Origin of the sequence: Pseudoalteromonas sp. BZB3, assembly GCF_040104455.1 — a bacterium.
GTDB lineage: Bacteria > Pseudomonadota > Gammaproteobacteria > Enterobacterales > Alteromonadaceae > Pseudoalteromonas.
Map to the genome: position 1 here is coordinate 129,809 of NZ_JBECOS010000017.1, position 22,926 is coordinate 152,734.

The 22,926-nt window shown below is 36.6% G+C and carries 15 protein-coding genes; 8 read left to right on the forward strand and 7 right to left on the reverse strand.

Annotated features, from left to right (window positions below):
- The 3 genes from ABMY35_RS18980 to ABMY35_RS18990 are packed head-to-tail and all read right to left on the reverse strand — an operon-like array spanning position 1 to position 5,219.
- Complete coding sequence (locus ABMY35_RS18980) at positions 1-897, reverse strand: phosphoadenosine phosphosulfate reductase family protein (protein ID WP_349287646.1); 897 nt, start codon at positions 895-897, stop codon at positions 1-3.
- Positions 890-4,306 (reverse strand): hypothetical protein, encoded by a 3,417-nt coding sequence (locus ABMY35_RS18985; RefSeq protein WP_349287647.1) that lies wholly within the window; start codon positions 4,304-4,306, stop codon positions 890-892. Before ABMY35_RS18985 ends, ABMY35_RS18980 begins: the two co-directional genes overlap by 8 nt.
- Complete coding sequence (locus tag ABMY35_RS18990) at positions 4,287-5,219, reverse strand: DUF4007 family protein (protein ID WP_349287648.1); 933 nt, start codon at positions 5,217-5,219, stop codon at positions 4,287-4,289. Before ABMY35_RS18990 ends, ABMY35_RS18985 begins: the two co-directional genes overlap by 20 nt.
- A gap of 253 nt (positions 5,220-5,472) precedes the next feature.
- Here ABMY35_RS18990 and ABMY35_RS18995 point away from each other — a divergent pair, with 253 nt between their 5' ends.
- Complete coding sequence (locus tag ABMY35_RS18995; RefSeq protein ID WP_349287649.1) at positions 5,473-7,770, forward strand: DUF262 domain-containing HNH endonuclease family protein; 2,298 nt, start codon at positions 5,473-5,475, stop codon at positions 7,768-7,770.
- 65 nt (positions 7,771-7,835) lie between these two features.
- On the opposite strand, the gene ABMY35_RS19000 is transcribed toward ABMY35_RS18995, so the two are convergent.
- The 3 genes from ABMY35_RS19000 to ABMY35_RS19010 are packed head-to-tail and all read right to left on the reverse strand — an operon-like array spanning position 7,836 to position 10,852.
- The gene (locus tag ABMY35_RS19000; RefSeq protein WP_349287650.1) at positions 7,836-9,857 is read right to left on the reverse strand and encodes a DNA phosphorothioation-associated putative methyltransferase; all 2,022 of its coding nucleotides are present in this window, start codon (positions 9,855-9,857) and stop codon (positions 7,836-7,838) included.
- A gap of 3 nt (positions 9,858-9,860) precedes the next feature.
- Positions 9,861-10,691, reverse strand: a complete 831-nt coding sequence (locus ABMY35_RS19005; RefSeq protein ID WP_349287651.1) for a hypothetical protein — start codon at positions 10,689-10,691, stop codon at positions 9,861-9,863.
- 8 nt (positions 10,692-10,699) lie between these two features.
- Positions 10,700-10,852: a hypothetical protein gene (locus tag ABMY35_RS19010; protein WP_349287652.1), complete on the reverse strand. Its 153-nt coding sequence runs from the start codon at positions 10,850-10,852 to the stop codon at positions 10,700-10,702.
- Between the two features lie 256 nt (positions 10,853-11,108).
- Between ABMY35_RS19010 and ABMY35_RS19015 the strand changes: the two genes are divergently transcribed.
- Entirely contained in the window at positions 11,109-13,271 is a 2,163-nt protein-coding gene (locus tag ABMY35_RS19015; protein WP_349287653.1) for a winged helix-turn-helix domain-containing protein, read from the forward strand.
- A 114-nt stretch (positions 13,272-13,385) separates the two neighbouring features.
- Here the strand turns inward: ABMY35_RS19015 and ABMY35_RS19020 are convergent, their stop codons facing one another.
- Positions 13,386-15,581, reverse strand: a complete 2,196-nt coding sequence (locus ABMY35_RS19020; RefSeq protein ID WP_349287654.1) for a DUF5916 domain-containing protein — start codon at positions 15,579-15,581, stop codon at positions 13,386-13,388.
- Positions 15,582-15,842: 261 nt separating this feature from the next.
- Between ABMY35_RS19020 and ABMY35_RS19025 the strand changes: the two genes are divergently transcribed.
- The 6 genes from ABMY35_RS19025 (at position 15,843) to ABMY35_RS19050 (ending at position 22,455) form a co-directional block, all read left to right on the forward strand.
- Positions 15,843-17,090, forward strand: coding sequence for a hypothetical protein (locus ABMY35_RS19025; RefSeq protein WP_349287655.1), 1,248 nt, complete (start codon positions 15,843-15,845; stop codon positions 17,088-17,090).
- A 312-nt stretch (positions 17,091-17,402) separates the two neighbouring features.
- The gene (locus tag ABMY35_RS19030; protein WP_349287656.1) at positions 17,403-17,699 is read left to right on the forward strand and encodes a hypothetical protein; all 297 of its coding nucleotides are present in this window, start codon (positions 17,403-17,405) and stop codon (positions 17,697-17,699) included.
- Positions 17,696-19,279, forward strand: coding sequence for a PepSY-associated TM helix domain-containing protein (locus ABMY35_RS19035; protein ID WP_349287657.1), 1,584 nt, complete (start codon positions 17,696-17,698; stop codon positions 19,277-19,279). The genes ABMY35_RS19030 and ABMY35_RS19035 overlap by 4 nt, the downstream gene beginning before the upstream one ends.
- A complete protein-coding gene (locus ABMY35_RS19040) occupies positions 19,276-19,668 on the forward strand; it encodes a DUF3325 family protein (RefSeq protein WP_349287658.1) in 393 nt (130 codons plus the stop codon). The genes ABMY35_RS19035 and ABMY35_RS19040 overlap by 4 nt, the downstream gene beginning before the upstream one ends.
- Positions 19,669-19,927: 259 nt before the next feature.
- Positions 19,928-22,078, forward strand: coding sequence for a winged helix-turn-helix domain-containing protein (locus ABMY35_RS19045; RefSeq protein ID WP_349287659.1), 2,151 nt, complete (start codon positions 19,928-19,930; stop codon positions 22,076-22,078).
- A 176-nt stretch (positions 22,079-22,254) separates the two neighbouring features.
- Positions 22,255-22,455, forward strand: a complete 201-nt coding sequence (locus tag ABMY35_RS19050) for a hypothetical protein (protein ID WP_349287660.1) — start codon at positions 22,255-22,257, stop codon at positions 22,453-22,455.
- Positions 22,456-22,926: the final 471 nt, after the last annotated feature.

The window sequence follows — 22,926 nt, forward strand, 5'->3', positions numbered from 1 at the left end:
TTATTTATAACAAGTTACACAAGCTCCACCACCTTCGGCTTCATCGTATATTTCGTCTAGATCTGTGAACTCGCAAACACCCTCAAAATCCCCAAGTAATGCGTTACGTCTCTTTTTCTTATTGAATCGGGCAACTTTCTTTTCGTGATTATCAATAATACGCTTTTGCACTTCAGGATCTTCAAGAGTCTCAAGGGGTTGGCCTTGTCCCATCCAGTAAAACCGTTCACCTACAGTTGTATTCTCATCATCACCTTTTTCAAATGCTTTTGCTTCTTCAAATAAGTCAGGGTGTTTCTCCATGAGTTTAACCCATTCGATCTTTCTTTGATAAAAGCAAAATGTGCAGCCAGAACGAGAGCGCCATTTGTAGTATTCCGGTAATTCAAGGCCATTTCGTTGAAGAATATTTTCAATATCACTTCTTACTATACCATGTTCTCTAAAAGGGAAAACAGACTCGATGGGTTTTTCAATGGTCATGTAGCCAGTTCGTTCAGGCTCATCGGCCCTAATACCTACATAGTTTTTGATTCTGTAGCCATCTTTAATAAAGCCATCAAGCCATTGCTCAAATGGCTTTAACTTCATTTGAACCGTACACCAGCGATCTCTTTGAGATGGTAAATAATTACCATGTTCCTTAAGCAAATGAGCAAAGTCTTTCTCACCTCGACCCTCGATATTATTCAAAGAGCGAGCATTCAAACGATGTATATAACCTAATTTTTCTTCAAGCTTATCAATAAACTCATTAGTTTCTGGTAGCTCATAACCTGTATCGGTAAAGAAGTATTCCACATCTAAATCTGGATAAGTTTCTTTTACGAATAAGGCGAGTGCGCTGCTGTCTTTACCGCCGGATAGACCAAGAACGTGTTTAACTTTTTCACCCATCAATTGCCTCTGAATCACTTTGGTCCATTAAATCAGTAAGTAGGGTAGTAAGAGCTGCTAATTTTTGCTCTTTCGACATACTTACTAAAGTTGAATTAATGGTTTCTACCGCAGATTTTACATCAGTATCTGTTTCTAAGTCATGCTTAATGAAGCTACCAAACTCTTTATGATTGCCATCTTTGTCTGTTGTAATAAATGCCAGAGGTTTTGAAGTCCCTTTTTCTTGCAAGCTACCAAAAGACTCAATTCTTCTAAATTGAACACATAAATTTTGTAGCTCATCCAAACCACTTCTTAAATGTTTGTCAGTCCATTTTGCTTCAGGCACGCCTGCAGCTAAGTTAATGATGAACTCGAACTTAATCTTTCCATCAATAAATTGACTAATACGCTTTGCAAGCTCTTTAACGTTAGGGCGCTTTGCTATCTTTTCTACAAACTCCGCACGTGTTTTAAGATCTTCATTGAATTCGGCATTAAGCATATTAAGAATGATTTGTTTAAACCCACTTAAAAGCATGTCATGTTGTGCACTTAAATCTTCAATGGCTGTTTTTAAACACTGGGCGAGCTTTTCTTCAGCTTCTTTATCATTTTTACCGAAACCAAATACTGCGGGTAAATCATCAAGAATCAATTTAAAAGGATCATTTGCAGCAATTACTTTGTTTCGGAAATTTCGAGCTTCTTTTGTTAAACCATTCTCTTCTGAGTTTACGAAGCTTTCACCACTGGTTTTCTTCACCCAAGTAGGTAGTTTATGGACAATACCTACAATATGCTTTGCAATGTTGAGAATAGCAGTATCGTTTGTTGTATTGCCAATCGTTGCTTTAGCAAGGTTATCTAAAAGGTGTGTTTGAATTTCAGAAATTTCAAAATAGCGAACACCAGCTTCTTTAGGATACTTATAGATTTTATTGACTAACTCTTCATCGAGTTCAGGAATGAAAATGAACTGGTTAGTAGAATCCCAATCATAAAACGCAACTTGGCCTTCAAGTGATTTGAGTAATGCCAAACCGTAAATTCTGCATAAACCAGCAGTAAGACCAAAAGGCGGCTTCATCCACATGTCATAAAGTTCAGCTAATGTGACTTGCTTATCTGTAGAGTTATCTTTAATAAAATCAAAGCCACTCAACCAAAGTTGATACATCTTAGGGTTATTTGCTTGTGATTCTTTGCTCCAGTTACTTGGAAATAAGAAACCTTCTTTAGTTTCACAATGCCAACCTTTACTCTTCAAGCATGAAAGATATAAACCTTTTTCAGGTGGGAACGTGTTTTCATCAAAGCCCAAGTCTTTCTCATCACCATTTTCGAGCATCGCATGCATTAACTTACGAATTGCACTATTTGCGCTACCCGATGGTTTTGAGCGATTAACAAGCTCATTAAATAAAGCTGGCGACTTGTGGTAAATTCTTTCAGCAACTGATGATGCTGCACTACTTAAAGCTGTGCAGCTCAACGCTTCGTTACAGTAATCCCATTCTGCATGCAGATAAAGGTTTTGTAATTCATCAGCAACACTTTGTTCAGCTTGTTTTATTCTGCTTTCAAGTTCGTTTTTAGCAATTGAGTCATGAGCAATCTTCTTTTCTTCTTTTAAGATTGTCTTCAAAGCAATGAGTTCAATAGCTACATTTTTTAGAACTGCATAGTCTTTTGCTAGGCCTATAATGGCATAGTCTTTAATAATTAAGCTGGAATTTAACTGTTCATAAGTGCCTGCATTTAAACAAAGTGCAAAATTGGCAAAAGCTTCACCTGTCATAGGTGTTTTCTGCAGTTGGTCTGTCAGGCCTTTATCAAGTTTATTCACAAGTAAGGTAGAAGCCCAGCGCATAGTGCCTGTTTCATGGTAATGGGCTGTTGCTAATATACTTTGTTGCTTAGCACAGACTTCAGTCCAATCTATACCAGAACTTATTGAATCTATCTTAGAAGTGATAAGCGCATTAATATCAATATCGCTACCTTGAAAAACAAATAGGGCATCGTGGTTTTGTCTATAAATAATGACAGTCCATGCCTCTAGATCTTTAATGGCATTCAAAACGTCTGATTCTGAAAAGCCTCTTGCATTAAAGTAGCTAACCAACCAATCTTTTTTTACATGTAGCTGATGCTGAAAACCAAAAATAGTAAGGAGAGCAATGACCTTTGTAATTGCGATATGTAGAGTTGTACCTTTTTGGGTCGCTCTGTATACCGCATCTGTACCTTCTAACCAAGCTTTACTATCTTGCGAAGTTGCAATTAAATGGTGGAGATTATGCTCGAGGTAATGCCAGTACATTTCCGGCGTATATAAAGGAGTAGAGTCTACATCTGTGTAGTTGGTTTCTAAAAACTCTCTAAAACCAAACTTTTCATGAGATGCTAAAAATCCAAATAAGCTACGTTCGTTTTGCGAAAAGCGGCGTCGAGATACCGGGCCTAGCAACAGACTAACGATTGGGTCGAGCGGTAAAGTTTGTCTTAAAGCGTTTTGGTTTTTGTTTTGTTCATAAAATGCAGAACTAATTATTTTTACTAAATTTTCGTGTGCATTTAAAAGCCGGTGTTCGACAGAGTCTTCACACTTAATCGAATCTCCAACCAATACTAATGATTCGTCTATTGAAGGGTTAAAGTTTAAGTCGCGGTAACGACCTTGAACTTTACTCCATTCTTGCTGTGTTTTTACATCTTTATTTTTTGCATAGTCCGAAAATGCCTGGTGCAAAAAGCCAACCAATAATACAGGTGTTTTGGATTGTTGAACTATATCAGCTAGAGATTGAAAAAAGTGTAGATCTTTATTCTCGCGAGATTGATAGTCTAATGCTTTACCCATTTCATCAAGTAGAATGATTAAGCCATCAGGTTCGCCTTTTGCACTCTTAGACTTGTGGTTATGCAAAATATCTTTAATTACGCCTAAGCTATCTTCGTCTGTCAAAGACTCAAAGTGAACTTCAGTTTTATAATCAAACTCTGGCAAGAGGCTTTTGATAATACCAATTGCAGGTGACTCTAATCCACAAACGTGCTTTACAGTAGACCAACCATTGCTAAGAGAAAAGCGTTCTTCAAAGTTAGGGATATCATTACTTTTTTCATGTAGCTTTTTGAGAGCAAACGTACGCAGAGATACATCTGTACTAGTTAGGCAGCTTAAGAATAACGCTATTGTAGACTTACCAGAACCATAAGGACCGGTAATAGTGAAAGCTCTTTGAGATGTGTTTTGTAATTCTCTGCTAATAGTATCTAAAACATTTATAGCAGTGCCATGAACAATTAATTCATCAACAAAGGTTCGAAGATCAATGTTTTGAGAATCGATCCTAGTTGAGCTTTTATAATGCTGGCTAATTTCTATTTTGCTACTTTGCTTATCTATTGTAGTAGTCATTTACGTATTTCATTCCATTATTTTTTACTTCATCCGCAACTTGTATTTGTCTTAGTCCTAATGAGTCTAGCCAAGCTATTTTTTTATTTGTGAATTGTTGCAGCTCATCCAGTTTTTGACTTAGCCCAGCTTCTGAAAGGCGGAAAATTCTACCGGGCGAATAAGGCTTAGTGAGTAAAGAGTCAAAATCTATAGTATTAATCTTTGATTCTTTAGTTTCTTTATTAAAGAAGTCTAATAATGCATATGCGAAAACTGCTACTGGTAAATCAGGTCTCGATTCTAGATTGCTTATATAAAAGCCATTGCCATTATCTATAATCAGTTTTAATTCAGATAAAGGTGACACAAAATGATCTTCGTCTACTTTACTATTCTTTTTATTAGCTATTTTATTTTTTCGTGCATAGGTGTTTAAAAAGCAATCAAAGTCTTTTTTTATTGTTGTTATTTTTTCAACACTCGTTGTCACGAGTGTATTTAGTTCTTCAAAACAATCGTCAATAAGCTTTGTTTTTTCGAAATGTTGAACATTAGAATAATTGAAAAAGTAACGGTAAGCAGTCAATGAATCTGTGTTAGAGCACAACCAATAATGGATCAACCAAACCGAACATGAATGTTCTAAATAAGGGTCTAAAGCTGTTTTTTTAATGTTAAAAAGTACGTCGCCACGTTCAGAGATTGCGTGTAAGGGTTTGCTGTTCTCTCTAACACTCTTTATTACACCGACCGATTCAGCCCAGTACTGAATCGCTTTGACCATGTTTTTGCCTACGCCAAGTTGCACGATTGCGTCATTAATACTTTCATCACCTGTAAACTTGCCATTGTTATTCAGATAGTTAACTGCTTTGAAAAGCCAGCCGTATCTAAGAGGGAAAGTATCATGTCCTGTAAACTTTGCTTTCATGTTTTATTAAAGACTCCTGGAGAACTTATCCAGTGACATGTTATACGTAACTCAGTAAGTAAGAAAGAACTGAGTTATTGATTTTTCGAGTTTTTTGGAAAAAAAAAGTGTATATATGTATTTAGGTGTAATTTTTTTTCATGTATATTCAATGATATATGTATCTGACTATGGATTAGAACTCAGAAACGCAGTGAACTTCGCAAAATGTGCCCATAGTTAAAAAATAACTTGTAATTTGGTAGGTGGTAAAATGGAATTGGATAAAGTTTTTTCTTCTATGCCTAAATCTGTGTATGGCGTTATTTCAGACCCAGGTGTGTGCTATTATATGCCGGCATATCAAAGGCCCTATTCGTGGAGCTCAAAAAATGTAAAGCGCTTCATAGAAGACATAAAAAGTGGTATTGAATCTTTATACAACTCTGAGGATGCAATTACTTTTTTAGGGGCGTTACTTACCGTAACAGATATGCATGGTGATAGTGTTGAACCAAGTCACAATGGTCATCTACCAAACGCAGTTAGGCTTGTTATTGACGGCCAGCAGAGGCTAACAACGATCTTACTACTATGTACAAGGTTATATGAAAAAATTGCTCTTGTTAAAGTTAAACTAGAAAAGTTAAAAACTAACTATGACTCTAAGCTAGCTAAACTTGAGAGTGAAGGTAATTGCGAAGATAAAACTGAATTTGAAGCAAAAAGTGATGCATTGTCAGAGCAAGTTGACCGTTTGAATCAGACCTTGTCTAGCTTACAATTCTTTATGCACGATACTAACTCTCAATTAGACCCAAATTATAGATACTACCCTAAAGTTATCAGAGGGTTAGTTGATTGCTGGGGTAAGAAGAGTAAGTTGGCAACTTATAATTCGCCGCTAGCAAGTTATCTTTTTAAATTTAATGAAAATATAATCAATAGCCAAGGAACTAATAATAAATATAAAGCTTTCGACTTAAATGACATTTCAAGCGAGAGCTACAGTGTAGTATTAAATAATATAAAAGAGATTGATAAGCAACTTGTAACGGTTGAAAGAGGATATTGTTGGAGCGAGGGTGAAAAAGTAGAGTTAAAAGCTCTAGAAGAACCGAAATATACTAAAGTACTTAACTTTCGAGTCACTCAACTAATAGAGTTATTCGGCGATGACTTAGATGTAGACATTAGACGCTCTCTGTATTTGCAATTATTTACTAGCTACTTACTCGAAAGAGTTTGTGTAACATTTGTTGCAGTAACAAGTGAGAACTATGCTTTTGATATGTTTGAAGCTTTAAATACAACGGGTGAACCACTAACAGCCTATGAAACTTTTAGGCCAAAGGTTATTGAGCATCTTCAGAAAATCTCTAATGAGAGTACGTGTGAAGATTTAGAAGAAATAGACAACTATCTGAATTCTATAACTGACTCTGCACAAAAGCAGAAACTTACACAAAAGGTTATTGATGCTTTTTCATACTTTCAAAGTGGTAAGTCATGTGGAAATCACATAAGCAATCAGAGGACTTTTTTATTAAGCTCTTTTAAGCAACAAAGCACTGAAGAAAGCAAGGCTGTATATCTTAAAAAACTTGCGAATACCACAGATTTTCTATTTAAAACTTGGTTGAAAGATGGGCAAGCTGATTTTCAAGGTATCTATTTACCAATAGATGAACATCAGCAAGTTAATGTATGCATGGAGCTTTTAATAGATACAGGGCACGATATAAGTAGAGCATTATTAATTTACTTTTATCATCATTTACGTAATGAACCGGAAAATGAAGAGTTGAAGGTATTATTTACACGTATAGTAAAAATGCTTGCTGCGTTCTGGGTTATAAGAAGAAGTGCTACTAATGGGACTGATGGCATTGATAGTGTTTATAAGAAGATCTACAGTAGTGTTTTACAACAAAGTATAACCCCTGCTGAAGTAAACGCTAAAGTTAAGGAAATCATTAAAGAGGACCTAAAAAAGAAATTTATTACTAGTAATGATAAGGAAGGACAGCTCAAAGAGGCTTGGGTTTCTAAAGCGAAAACAACGCCTGTCTATAAAAAAGGGAAGCAAATTGGTATATGTAGGATGTTATTGCTCAGTGCAATGCACGATGTGACGATTTCAGCTGAAGATAATGCTCGAACAATAAAAGCGAAATTAAATAGCGCTCCCTTACTGAATTATTTTCGTTGGAGTGACTTTAAGGCTAAGGGAGCTAACCAGTTTACAATTGAACATATTGCTCCACAAACGTTTATAGACAATCAATGGGACTCATCTCTAGATGAGAACAAATTAGTAGACACTATAGGTAACTTAGTGATATTGCCAAGAGGTGATAATGCTGAAGCCTCAAATAAAGATTGGCACTCTAAGTTGGAACTTTATAAAAACTTAACTCATAAGAATACAAGCTCTAACGATAAAACATATCTGAACTTTATTGAACCGCTTACAAACGTTAAAGGGCTATGGCGTCAGGAAACAGTATTGCAGCGAGCCGAAGATATGCTTGACCATGCATGGGAAAACTTATGGCCTTGGATTGAGTAAATTAGGATTAGATGAAATCTTATCTATCATTTTAAAATGAGTAAGGACTGCTATTTTTTTAAAATTTAGTTTTTGTAAAACCTGTAACCTTTTAAAATAAGGTGCTGCGATTTCAGAGTTTGAGCTAATTGATTACAACTTAAACTTAAAGAGTCATTTATTAATTCCAAAAGGCGTTTATTAAACGCCTTTTGCTTTTTGTAGTCCTCAAAACTTTCATCGATGTATTCAATTTTGTCTAAAAGAAGAGGGCGCTTCTCTGGTTGAATATAATCAAAGAAGTCGACATCTTGTTGCGCCATATTGATTTTTACACGCTCCCGTAGTGCTGGCAGTGGCGTATCTTCAAATCCTTCATAACCCATTAAACTGACTTTGCCTGAATGAATATGTATTTTGACTAAATGCATATCATCGAGTTCTCCATACATTTGCAGCGCTGCGCCTGCGTAAATACGTAATATAAGAGGTAATTGCTCTAAAAATTGTTTATGGAGTGTCAGAGAGTGAGGGTGACCATTTTCGTATGTTAGCTTGCTAGCAGGTAATGTTTCGCTTGCATTAATGCACAGCTCCTCAATTAACTCTGTATCAGCAATCTTAAAAAGTAGGTCAGTAGCTTGGTGCTCTAGTATTTTAAAACTTTCAAAAAAGGCTTTTACGTCTCTTTTAATATCATCGGGCTGCTGTGTATATGGTCTTCTTTTTTCAAATTGAGCAAGTGCAAAACTTAATAGTAAATCTTCAGTTCTAAGCTTTTTTGCTGCATCTAACTCTTCACAACCATACCAATCGAAAACTAAGTTGAGTGCTTTTTTGTGAGAGCCAATCACTTCTTTTAACTCAGTACTTTGATTAAATTCGTCAGTTGTCGGGCAGCGTCCAAGTTGCAAACAGGTTTGCCAAAAATCTTCAAATAAACGCTGGTGCTGAGTGAATAAAACACGAGCTTGTTCTTCAGCCAGTGGTTTAGGTGAGGTAAGCTGTTGCCACTGATAAGTACGCTTATGTTTGTTATTTAGATACTTTTGCTCAAGATTTTTATCTTTGAATATATAAAAAATACCCGGAGCAATAGCTGTAGCTGCTTCATCTAATGCACTTTCAATGAATGCTTTTAGCTCAGATTGGGTATAGTATTTTTGAAACGTATTTCGGCTAGTTATAACCCCATCTTTATAAGGCTGAAATTGACTTACAATACTTTCGTTGCCCAGCATAGCCGATACAACTAATACAGATTCTGTGAGTAACCATGCATCTTGCAACACATGAATACGCTCGGCTCTGTCCTCAATGACGTTAATGACAAAGCCAACATTTACTATATTTGAAACGACTTTATTGGCTTCTGGATTGTATACTGGGTCCCAGCCTAAGGCGTCTATACCATGTGCCTCTAGTTCTCTTAAATCGTCACCTCGGCCGCAACCATAATCAAATACCGTGTAATCACCATTTAAAAAGCCGTTTTTAACGAGTGTTTTCATTGGAGCTGAAAGGTCATGCCTAACCAACGCTGTTTTGTGTCGGTCAATTTTGTTTTCTTTAACTTGTGGTTGTGTGGATTCTTCTAATTTGATTAGGTCGCCATCAACTAAATCGTACCCTTTTTTATTAATTTCTTTTCGCCAGCCGTTTTTGAACCCGATCATTCTTGGGTTTTCATAAAATCCGAGTTGCTCAGCTTGCTCCGTTACTTGCTGGTAATCGCTGTAATTTGGATGGTTTGCGCAGAGCATTGTTTCTTTACGGTGTAATATTGGCGGGTTTTCGTGATTTTCGTAGTTGGTAACTCGATGCGCTAATTTACTCAGATCAACGGTAACACTTTGCTTTAAAGTTGGGTAAGGATCTGAAAAGAACTCTGGGTAGCTAAGAAGAGAAAGTTTAAAGTCACTTTTGAATAGTTTTACTATATCCCACTCATTAGAGTCTACTTTTACAGCATTAGCCACAATAGGAATAAACTTGGCAATTTCAAGAGGCGCATCAACCAACGCTGTTTTGTGGAGATATATTGCATCAGGAAGACGCTTACCAATTTTTGTTGCTTTTACTAGTGCTTTAAACTGCTCTGCATTCATATTTTAATAATTTGCTAAGTGATGGGCTTGTGTTTTACAAGGCTTAAGCGTATTTAAACTATATAGCGCATCTTGTTGATTTACAAATGGGCTACATTCAGCGAAGAAGAAGTCTATGCCATTGTTTGTTCTAATACTTCTTAAATATACAGGCACAATTGGCATACTAGCAGGCAGTTTTTCTAACAGACTAAGGCATGGGTAAAGCAATTTATGTTTTGCAAGAGAATCGAATTTGTCACCATGCTTTGCTTCAATAACAAATAGGTGTTCTTTCCCACTTCGCTTACCTACAAAAACAGCATCAATTTCCACTTGTCCGTTATTATGATCAAGAACGATATCTTGGTCATCTATTGGTTTAAATTTAAAAGTAAAAGTACTTTGTCCTGTTGCTGGTACTATTATCGAAGCTTCACCATCTAAAGAAAGGGCTTCTTTTAATAGCCCCGATGCGCAAGCTAAATTTACCACTGACGTTTCGGTTACTTTCGGTAATAATTGAAATGCAAAAAGGCTACGAATAGAAACAGCTGGTAGAAAAAGTTCAGGCTTTAGAGCTGCAAATAATTCTTGGTCATCAAAGAAGAAGTCTCTAACGTTCTGTGTTTTTACCAATGAAAAATAAGTCTGTTTGTCACTAGCCCGACTTCCAAGCCGAAGAACCATTGTATTGCTTTTTTTTAGGTTTGATTTCAGACTTTTCATCGAATCAACAGAAATAGAAGCTGCTGTATTTGCTTGAGTATTTAGCTTTTTAATGTAGGCTTGAAAGCCTTGAGGTTCAGAAACTTGGTTATTATTCAGGGTAGTAAGTAAGTCGTCAAATATCATAGTTGCGATTATTCCTTTATCTCAATCCAGTAGAAAAAAGCACGACCACGTTTTTCAAACTTTAACTCACCTCGTTCACGTTTATGCATAAGTTGGCAATCAGTTAACTTTAAGGCTTTTTTGGTTTCTTCACTTGAAAGCCAAGCGTATTTGTTGGTCATATAAAAGATTGTTAGGGTAGTTATGCTCTTACTTTACACGTTTTACAGAACTTAAAGCTATGTTTGGAATAACTAATTTTTAGCACCGGAGAAATCAAGGTCATTTTTGGTTGGCGCAATGAAGCTTTTTGAAAGACAGATAAAATTATGCATTAGTTTTACGCAATTATAATTAAGAATTTGTTTGTCCCAAAACTATTAACAAAGCCGCTTTAATCAACTAAAGTGGCTTTGCTTGTTTTATAGGGATCGTTTTATGTCGTCTATTCAGTTTGGTTGTTGTGAGTTTAACCAAACCACTCAAATTTTAACGCTAGAAGGTAAGGTTGTTGAGCTAGATCCTCGCCAGCTCGCTTTGCTTGAATTTTTTATTGTTAACCCTGAGCGTATTGTTTCTCGGGATGAGCTTCAACAAGCAATTTGGAAACAAGTTATTGTCAGTGACAATGCGATTAATAAGCTAGTAGCAAACCTTCGAAAGTCGTTGGATGACAACCCCAAGTCACCTTTATATATTCAAACGGTGCCTAAGCAAGGGTATCGGTTTGTTGCAAAAATTAAAGAGCCTACATCTAAAGTTGAAAAAGACCATCTTGAGTCCCTTGAGCAGTATGATTCTTTTTCAAAAAGCGCACAAAAATCAACTTGGCCGAAGATTGTAGCGTCTTTATGTTTGTGTTCGTTCGTAGTACTTATGAGCTATGTTGCCTATTCAGATAATCAACCTGAGCCTAAATATGGTCATACGCAAACGCTAACTCGTATGACAGGAGTCAAACAATCGCCGGTTGTGACTTTAGATCAAGAGTCTGTGCTTTTTATTAATTTCACTGAAGGTGAAGGGCAGCTCTTTAAGGGGTCAGTTGATTTAGGGAAAGATGCTGTTCAGTCAATCATTACTCCATTCTCATCGATTACGTATCTACTTGGTTTTGATAAAAGTGGGCAATTAGTTGTGAGAGCAAATAAAGCAGGTAAATGTGGTTGGTTCAAGGGGCTTGTTGAGTCAGGTGCTTTTGTGATCACTGAGCAAAGTCAACTTGAATGTCCAAAGCGCATACTGCGAGATAACGAGTATGCTGCAAATACCGATAGTATTTATTTTATTAACCATAGCAGCCAAGGCTATGAAGCGAATAGCCTTTCATATGCGCACTTTGATGACGTTGAGTTCAAAACAGCTTCACTTAATTTAGCAAAAAAATGGACACCGTCACGGTTCGAAATTGCAGGTGATGACGTTGTTTTATTAGCCCATACGGCGATTGGCCACAGTGGTGTTTTCAAATTGCCTTTATCAGATATTACTGTAAAAGAATCTGAGCTTACGTTTGAAGATAAAAATAAGGCACGTTCACACATAAGTCCTGAGTTTACGATGCCTTACCGCTCTAACAATGTGGCTTGGTCGCACGATAAAAAAGGGGTAATTTACACGAATGCGCCGCCAGCGACTCAGTTACTTTATCAAAGCTTAGAGACCGATGTTAAGCCTAAGCTAGTGGCCAGTTTTAGTGACTATATTTGCTGTAATATCGAACGGATCAACGTAAATGATGACTTTGTATTTACCACTGAAGCTGCTGACTATAACATTGAATGGCTCAGCAAGTCTGAAAACTCAGGTATTGATTTCGAAATAGACAACTCGAGTAGTTATGACTTTATCCCTGCATTTGCAAACACATCTGACGATTTATACTTTCTCTCGAAACGTTCGGGTAAAACACAAATTTATAAGCAATCAGCGCAAAGTAAAGCTGAGCGAGTGAGCGATTTTAATGCCTACTTAAGGTTTTATGGCTTGGCTTTGTCTCCAGATGATAAGTGGATAACGAGCTTGGAAAGCAAAGTTATTTGGTTATTGGCAGCTGATAAGAACCTGGCTGATAGAACGATTTCAGTGACGGGCAATATTTTAAGCTTAGACTGGTTAAGCAATCAGCTTTTTGCAGTGTCAGTGAGAGAAAACGGACAGGTGCGCGTTGATATTTATAATACGCAAATGCAAAAGGTGCACACCTTGGTTGGCAGCGACCGTTTTGCAATTAATCGGGTTATGTCGAAACGAAGTGGTGGTAGAGATGTAATCATGATTGTGAACGAGCGAACACTTTATGATTTACCACTTTCCTCAATATTTGACGCAAATACTATAGATGGCTTGATTGATGAAGCGTCTGAGCTAGTGAGCTTAAATGAGCCAATTCCTGTATTGGCAGCTGTGATCGACGAAAATCAATTTCTATATCCAAGTGAACAAAGGGGAAAGTGGATGGGGGTTGAGTTAACGATTGGCGCTGAACCTCATTTTCTTCCATTCGATATAGATCGTGAACTTACAGCCAAAGGTGGCAGATTTGTGCACAGTAAATTAGTGCATTTAAGCAGTGAAGTGCATAGAACTCTTGCGCAGTAATTTATTTGAATATCAAGCGTTACTTTGTACTGGTGGGTTTCTATATTTGTGAGTGACTATTAAATCTCAATAATAAAAGGGCAGTTTTAAGCCCTTTTGTTATTGCTATTCAAATCACCAGCGATGGATGTAGTTTATTTTTAGACTTGTTTCATCATTGGTTTCGACTCTGTCAGACCAACCTTCACTGACGTCATACCCTTTAGCTATGCTGATTTGATAAAGCTCATCAGGTGCGCTTTGATATCGTAAACGACTGAATAATGAAAACCGCTCACTTCTCGTGTTGTGCTGCAATAATGTGTTCCAAGACCAGTCGGCATTAATAGCGACATTTAAACGAATATGACTGCGGTGTACTGCATACTTATTGTTGCTTTGCTCATAGTAATAACTACCGCGACCTACATTTAAGTAAACATGACGATTTGGTTGATAGTATAAGTTCGCATAGTAATCGACTAGGTCGGCACTAAAATGTTCGCCATAGTTAACGGTGAAAGTAGTGTAAAAAGGCCTTTGTGTGCCAGTGCTTGCAACGAATTGCCAGCTATCAAATTGATGCTCGCCTGCTTTATAGCTAATTGAATCTGAAAATGCCCAGTCTTGTACTAACTTTTCAGTTTTCCGGTTGTAAGCAATTCTAAAACTGTCACTATTTTTGGTTTGAAAACTGAGTGGTTGAAATGTTATGCGTTCGCTTAATAGTTCACCCTGTAAATCATGAGTTGCAAAACGACCTGCTACAAACATGAAAAAGTTTAGGTGCTCTGATAATACGCCTTCGCTCGGTCTAACTCTGTAGTGAGTAACATGTTCGCTATACTCAATACCTTTACGGCTAACAAAGCCTAGAGATGGGTTGTAATCTTCACCAATGTGTTGATAACGAGTACGCCAATAAAAGGTATCATTTGGTAATTCTAATTGCAGGCCATAAGATGCTGTGTCATCGCCTGTTGCCATTTCATTATCTACATCGTTGTACCAAGTGTTGAATCGGATACTCTGGTCGTCAAAAATTATATCGTTATAACTATAGTCAACACCTATGGTTGAATCATCATTACCCGTTGATGACCCTTGTGTATAAATGCCGCCAAATGAATGATTTTTATTGATAAGTTGTTTTGCTCGAGCAACACTTAATTGCGTGCTACTACTTTCTTCATTGTTATGTGCACTATCTTGATTCACGCTTAAAACACCAAGTTGCGTTTCGCTGACTTGGCCAGTTAATTTTGTGCCCCAATTTATATCTAATACTTCGCTTTGCGGACTTAAACCGATCCGACGTGAATAAAATGGCATGCCGTTAGTTGAAAATGGCGCGAATTGACCGAATTGGAATAGTTGAGCATCTTGCAAGAAGAAATCTCTTTGTTCATTGAAATAGCTGCTAAAACGGGTCATGTTAACGTCTTGGGCATCAATTTCTGTTCCACTGAAATCAGTATTAAGCGTGAGTAACCCCGTTAGATTTGGGGTAAATTTATACCCAATGTCCATACTAGGCTCAAAGTTTGAATCATCACTTACTTTGTTTACACTGAGACCTGTTCGAACTTCAATGCCTTTACCTTGCTTTATCCCACTAATATACTTGATTTCACCAACTTGGTTTGCGTTCCACGGACTGTCTTGTGTGTTATTGAGGTTCCAATAATATTGCTGGTATGGTTTTGAGCTTTTATATCTTAATTGCAGACCCCAGCTCGGTTTGGTTTCATCAAATGAAATTGACTGCATTGGAATGGCTATTTCAATGTCCCAGCCTTTGTCAGTTTTCTTTGTTTTGGCATACCAGATGGTTTTCCACTCTTCTATGTAATTCGAGCCGTCGACTAGACCATCAATTTTTACTCCTGAAGGCGTGACATGGAAAAGGTAGGCATCAGATTTGTCGTAGTTTGTGTCTAGCACTAAACCAAAATAATCTTCATTCCAAGCATTGCTGCCTTGGGTTAGTAGCCTATCTGTTATGGTGTTATGAGGTTGAGTAATATGAGCTGCAACGTAAAAATACTCATCATCATATGCGACGAATGCTTTAATTGGGTGGTCGGGCGCTTGACCAACTTCAGGGCGAAATTCGACAAAGTCATCAATAACTAGCGCATTTTCCCATTCAGATGATGTGATAATGCCGTCGATTTCTGGTGAGCTTATTATTTTAGGAGGACTGACACTTCTATTCTGATAGTTCGAAATATCGCTTGCATATATAAATGGTGAACTTACTAACCCTAAAATAGCAAAGTGTTTGGTGAAAGCTGATAGCTTAAATTTTGTTTGTTTGATATTGCCCATGGTTCGACTGCTAAGTTGATTAAACACAGGAGTCATAGTGAAAGTATTTGTATAGAAAGAAGTGATAAAGCTGAGAAAAAAGATGACAAAAACGTGATTTATTTAATTTTTACATAAACTTAACTGATTTGGTATAGTTTTGGTAAGGTTTCAAAACACTTTTATAGATGGAATTCTAAGGCGTAACAACGCAAAGCTTTGGTTTATTTTGGCTGGAGTCTATATAGTTACTTTCATGATTTAAACGGCTAGCAAAATTATATGAGTGATAACAATAGGGTAGGAGTTCGTGTTTTTTCAATTGTTGCGATAATCATTATCGCGTTAGTTGTTCTTGTGCAACTTTTTATCACATCAGTCTCACATCAAGAAAACCAAACTGACATAACTGAAAGTTCAGAAGTACAGATAAATGATATTGAAGTTGAGCAATCGCTACCACCAAACACATTAAAGCTGCCTATTGATTCGAAAGAGAATAGTAAAGAAGTCACTCGAGTAGGGAAGAAGTTTGTAGAGCAAGACCATTCTTTTACAGCACATGAGCCTCACCCTTGGGAGTTGGTTGAGGTCTCTCCAGTCCAAGAAAGGCTTTGTAAAGATATGGAATTAACACCTTTAACTTATGAAGAAAAATATGACCCTGACACTCAGCAAACAAATCGAGTCTATTCTGATTATTACGATTTAAATTTAGTGATATTGCATAATGGCAGGGAGTATTCTATTTCTTCGGTTTATAACGAAGGCACTGAAAAATGGATAAAAACTCAAATGCGGGGTTACCTTGACCGGGTCTATGAAACATATTCAAAATGGTTAGGTCCTGAAAAGCTTTTCAAAACAGATGTAAATATTAAATTGGCCCTTAATCACACTCAGTACTTTAATGCGCTTGCTAAACATGACGCTGAAGAGTCAGCAAAAGTGCAAGGTGTTTACTTACCTTGGTTACATACTGGATTTGTAAAAATCCCTCATAATGACAAACATCAAATATTGGGCACGCGTTTACTTCAGGTTTTGGTGCATGAGTCTGTTCATGCAATTAATTTTGTTCAATTTGGTTATATGCATCGCTGGGCGCAAGAAGGGTTAGCACAATATTTTGCACATTATGTTGATCATAAAACGCCAGAATTATTTGTAGATTATGAACAATGGGCACAGCGAAGTAGACATCTTGGCGAACCACTTAGTTTTAAAGAGCTGATAGAACCAAGTGGGCATTGGTTAGAAAATCGTAGTGCTTTATATGCCTCTAGCTTTGCTTATGTTCAATATTTTAGTTCTTTAACTCAGACTGAAAATGACCTCATCTCAGTGTTAAATACGGAGCTAAAACAACGTTGCTCGGTACTTAATAAAGAATGGAGTGCTTCACAGTTGGACCCAAACAACCAGCTATACACAAATATACTAAATTGGTTCGAATACACCGTTATTTATCATACAGATCGTAAAGCCGACTATGACAAGGTTAACCAAAATACTTCAGCGTCTCATTAAATTTAATTGAGATATAAAAGCCTTACCAAAATGAATTGGTAAGGCTATAACTAAGTAGCTTATTTGCTCTAAGAGACAGTGTTGCAATACAACGTCAACTTAGTGGGTGAACGACAGTGTTACCCGCTTTTATTCATCCATTCATAAAAGCCACATTAGTGTGGCTAATATTGAGTTACTAAGCAATTACACCACCTTACAGCTGTTACATTTGTAAAAGTTGCACTTAATCATGATTATTGCAAATAAATTATTGATATAAAAATTGAGAATTATTATCATTTTGCTTCTTGTGTTTTTCCTCGGATTGTCATGCGCTTAGTTTTTGATACCCACAAAATAGAAGTAATGAATAGAACGTTACTTGCTGTGATTGGTGGCTCTGCTTTTTCGATTTTGTTGTGTTTATGCGTGTCGTTTTTACTCCCAATTGAGAAAATGCATGCAGTTGCATGGTCGACCATGCTGGTTTTTATTGTTTTTCCAGCTGTAGTTATGTGGTCTTTCGGGGTGAATAATCTTAAAAAAGCCGCGAGTTTTCTTTCTATCTTAATTCTCTTTTTAGGCGCTATTTGTTGGTTGCTTTTAAATTTCGGTGAAGTTTTATGAAAAGCGCATTTAGACAATCAATGGCCTGGTTGCATACTTGGGTTGGACTGTTACTAAGCTGGGTGCTGTTTTTTATCTTTTTAACTGGCACCGTTGGCTATTTTGATGACGAACTCGATGATTGGATGACGCCTCAAACACCTACATTTTCTGCAACTGCTGATGATTCGTTGCCAGTACTTGAACAGTTTTTAGCGACTAAGGGTGCTGATTTAAAAAACTATTCAGTCAGTTTCCCTGTTGACAGAACGCAGCCGTTCTTAACGATTTCTTACCGTGATGCAGATAATAAGCGCCAACGCATAAAGTTAAACCCTTATACTGGTGAGGAGTTAAACCCACGTGCGACGGCTGGTGGGCAAACTCTGTATAGAATGCATTATCGACTTAGATATATCCCCACAAAAATTGCTTATTATATTGTCGGTGTTGCGACCATGTTTATGTTTTTGGCTTTGATCACAGGCGTTGTGATCCACAAGAAAATCTTCAAAGAGTTTTTCACTTTCAGACGTGGTAAAAAGCCAACAGCATGGTTAGATGGACATAATTTGATGAGTGTTATGTCGTTACCTTTTCATTTCATGATCACTTTTACGGGCTTTTTGTTACTTCTTTATACTCTAATGCCACTCATTATGAACGCGCATTATGGCGAGGGTAAAGAAGGCAGAGATGCGTTTTTTAAAGAGTATTTCAGTCGTACAAGTGTCAAAGCGTCTGGTATTAGTGAACACTCCTTAGAGTTAAGAATATTATTAGAGCGAGCAAAACAAAAGATGGCTGGCAAGCCTCTAGCATGGCTTTCTGTGTCGAATTTAGGCGATAAAAATGCCATTTTCGAAGCTGGTAGTGTTCACAAAAACTTAAGTGACAGCAGAGATAAATGGGTATTTGATGCAAACACTGGTGAACTAATCAAAGCGCAAATAGGTCACGAGTCTTCAAAGTCGTTTTATTACGTACTTCGTTCTTTACATGAAGGCCTGTTTGCGTCAACGTCTCTAAGGTGGCTTTACTTTTTAACAGGTTTACTGGGTACTGGCATGATTGCCTCTGGTATGGTGCTATGGACTGTAAAGAGAAGGACTAAAGCCCAAAAAAATGGCGGTGGTAGTTTTGGCTATCGGTTTACTGAAGGACTCAATTTAGCTTTTTTGTTAGGTTTACCTGCAGGTATTGCTATGTATTTGATTGCTAATAGGGTACTGCCATTAGAGCTATCTGAACGTGCGTTGTGGGAAGTGAACACGCTATTTATTACTTTCTCAGCGTTTATTTTAGTTGCAATTTCAAAGTCTATTGCCAAAAAAGCGGATAGCGCTTGGGTCAGCTTAACTTTCTTGACGGGCTTTTTGTACGCTTTAGTGCCAATAGTGAATGCTATTACTACGGAGCACAATTTACTGTTTAGTGTACTAAATCAAAATTGGGTATTTGTTGGGGTAGATGCAGTTTGTATTACTGTTGCAATGGCATGTTTTGTCTTAGGTAACTATCTAAATAAAATATTCAATGTAAAAGTTAACCAACAAGAACACTTAGCAGGCCCTGATTTTAAAAGGGGCCATGTATCATGATTATACTTTTCTCGATGTTAATTATGTTTCATACGTTGCTTTTCTTATTGCTTGCAATGCCGAAGTACAATAAGCAAATCTCATATTTTCCTAAAAGAAACAATAAACTAGAATCTAGTTTTAGGTATACAGGTTACGCATTGCTAGCTATGTGTATTGCCCTATTAATTTTTGATAATGGAGTCGGGGTTGGTATCGCTTGGGTGTGCGCTTTACTCACATTTTTAGGTAGTCTTGTGAGTGTGATGTTTGCATTTTACCCGACAAATACTGCGGCTAGTTTAATATGGTTACCAAAAAAGATTTTTGGTGCGATTTCATCTAGCTCGGCCTATTTCTACTTAGTAGGTTATGGGGTGTTAGTAACAAGTTTTACTCTGTTCTTTTAATGCTTACCCAAAGATTAAACTAACGTTATTGATAATTTTTTGGTGGGTACACTATTAAATTATTAATAATGCAGTCAATTTAACATAATTTGTGTTTTGGGGTTTTCTAGTGCTTATGTTTTCCTGAGTGATTGCTGAATAAGTTACATGATTCATTTACATAGATTTGCTATTGAGTGTATCAAAGTATGAATAACTGATTGATATGCAATATTTTAAATTTATAATAATGCTGCTTAGTTAAAAAGGTGGTGTGATTTTGTTAGATGCTAATATTACTCAGGTTAAATTTGCAGACTGGTTGCTTTTAACAAGAAGTTGTAGCTTAGTCAGCGATGGTACGACGCAAGAGCTAACGCCACTTAACTACAAAATTCTCTGTTACTTTGTTCTGAATCCTAATCGTATCGTTTCACGAGATGAGTTCATCAGTAGTGTCTGGGAAAACCACTATGTGGATGATAACGCAATTAATAAAGCTATATCAGACTTAAGAAGGATCCTAAAATCTTCTGATAGTGCACAAATTTTAATTAAAACGCATTACAAAAAAGGTTATAGCTTTGTCGGCGATGTGGAGTTTGTTAGAGAAACAAAACTCGAAGATGAAGATAAACGTTTTAATCAGGTATTAGAAGAAAATGCGCAACAAGATCATCATATCGAACCTATTTTAACTTCATACGAACAAGAGAAGAGTTCAAGCGCGCAAATAAAGCTTTTTAAAATTTTCTCAATTAAGTTTTTTCTATCAATTCTAGCAATTCTCGTATTTGGTTCAGTAGCTAGTTATTGGTTCATAAAGGAACCTAGCCCCATCAAATTTGAATCCAAAAAACTCTCAATCTCAGATGACAGTATTTATTTCTTTCTAAGTCCCTCTCCCTCAAATGAAAAGTTAGCCGTAACAAAAGAAAATGTGAAAACGGGGATTGATGAAATATTTCTCATTGATTTAGATACGCATAAAAACACCAAAATCATTTCTGAGCAACATGATAGTTACCCGATCGGTTGGGCTTCGAATAGCAATAGTATCTATTATCAAATCATAAATAACGCTTTGAAAATTTGTGAGATTTGGCGTGCAGATTTTAAGGTGAGTAATGAGATTTCTCTTAAAGAAAAAGTATTAGATTGTGACTCACAATATATCTTGAGCATGGTCACGGATGAACAGCACAACAGAATGATTTATACAAAGTTTGGCTATAGAAATGTTCCAAGTTTATCTGCACTTGTTGCGCGAGACTTAGAAACTGGCGAGGAGTTTCAAGTGACTTCCCCAAATATTGACTCTTATGGTGAGAGGTTTGTCTCCCTTTCACCTAACAAAGAAAAAATTGCATTCGTCAGGATGCAAACAGGGAACAGCCAAATACATATCGCAAACCCGGATGGCAGTATGCAAAGGAAAATTCATGAATCTAATGCAAGAATTAATAGGGTCGAATGGAGCAATAACTCGCAAGTGCTTCTGTGGTACGAGGCTAAATCACAGCAGCTGTTTTCTTATGATACGAATTTATCTTCTTTGAAAAAAACAGCAGTTTCATCTAATAACTATAGCAATATCGTTGTGAGTAGCGATATGTTTATTGCGACTACTAAATCTTCAGATGCTGACATTTATATTTATAGCTCTGATACCAAGACATTTGAGCAGGTCACAGATACGAGAATTAATGAATTTTCACCTATATCTAGTGAGAAAGGTTTTTATTTTTTCACTGATAATGAAGGTTTAATGCTGAATTCTTATTGGAATGGAGAGCTATCTGTATTACCAAGCGCATTGAATATGGATAGTCTAGTAGGCGGGGATTTCAATAAAAGCGATAGGCGAATGGCTTTATATCAGAGAAATAAAGTTGTTTTATATAAGCCTGAAGACAATGAAGTGGTAGACAGCTTTGAGATAGAAAATCGAATTGTTCACTTAGCATGGCTTAACAAAACAAAGCTTTTATTGATTTTAGAAGGTAATCAAAGTGAGCAGCACATTTGGACACTGGATTTAGAGAACGAAAAGCTTCAAAAAATCATTCATAATGATGCTCGTCGAGTTTTTAAATCCTCCGCTAATAAAATCATTTATCAAGATTTTTACAATAACCTTCACTTATTTGACCCTACTGAAGGGACTTCTCAACTACTACTCTCTTTGAAAGGTCATCCTTATATTAACTGGCGTTATATGGATAATAATATCTACTACACTACAGGAAATGACCTTGTAAAATACTCTATAGAGACACAAAAAGAGACAGTTTTTTTTGATGGAAACTCGGTTGATGATAGTTTTGTTTTCGAATTTTCAGTTATTAAAAATCAAGATTTTGAAAAATTTATCCTTCAAATTCATAGGTTAAGAAGTAATGAGGTTGTTTTACTTGAGCGCTTGAAATAGTTACTGAAAGGTGAGTTTGCGCTATCAGGTATTTGTAACTAATCCCTCATGACAATTTTCATAAACCCTCGCTATTATAGGTCCAGCTTTTAAAGCTGGCTCATGTTTGAATGCAGTTAAATCACAACATTTTTAATAAAACTAATTCTTCGTTTTTATCAATAATGAGGCAAACAATGTTTTTAGCCATTAATAAGAAAAAACTTAAAGAGCTCTCTAATACTAAGCTTACGTTTTCAGAAACAGCAGCCATAAATGGTGGGAAAACCACTGACACTGGTCATGACACACTTGTTCCTTCTAGAACAACAGGTTTTAAATGCGTTGTAGATCAGATTCCAGGTAAAGCTAAGCCTAACACATTAGATACATTTTAGTAGTTGATATTAAATCACTAATCAAACCTAATAAGGGTTGGATTACTCAAGGAAAGGTTAGAGTAATCAAGGAAAGGTTAGAGTAATCATGGAAAGGTTAGAGTAATCAAGGAAAGGTTAGAGTAATCATGGAAAGGTTAGAGTAATCATGGAAAGGTTAGAGTAATCAAGGAAAGGTTAGAGTAATCAAGGAAAGGTTAGAGTAATCAAGGAAAGGTTAGAGTAATCAAGGAAAGTTTAAGGTAATCAAGGAATGGTTAAGGTAATCAAGGAATGGTTTAGGTAATCAAGGAATGGTTTAGGTAATCAAGGAATGGTTTAGGTAATCAAGGAATGGTTTAGGTAATCAAGGAAAGGTTAGAGCAATCAAGGAAAGGTTAGAGCAATCAAGGAAAGGTTAGAGCAATCAAGGAAAGGTTAGAGCAATCAAGGAAAGGTTAGAGCAATCAAGGAAAGGTTAGAGCAATCAAG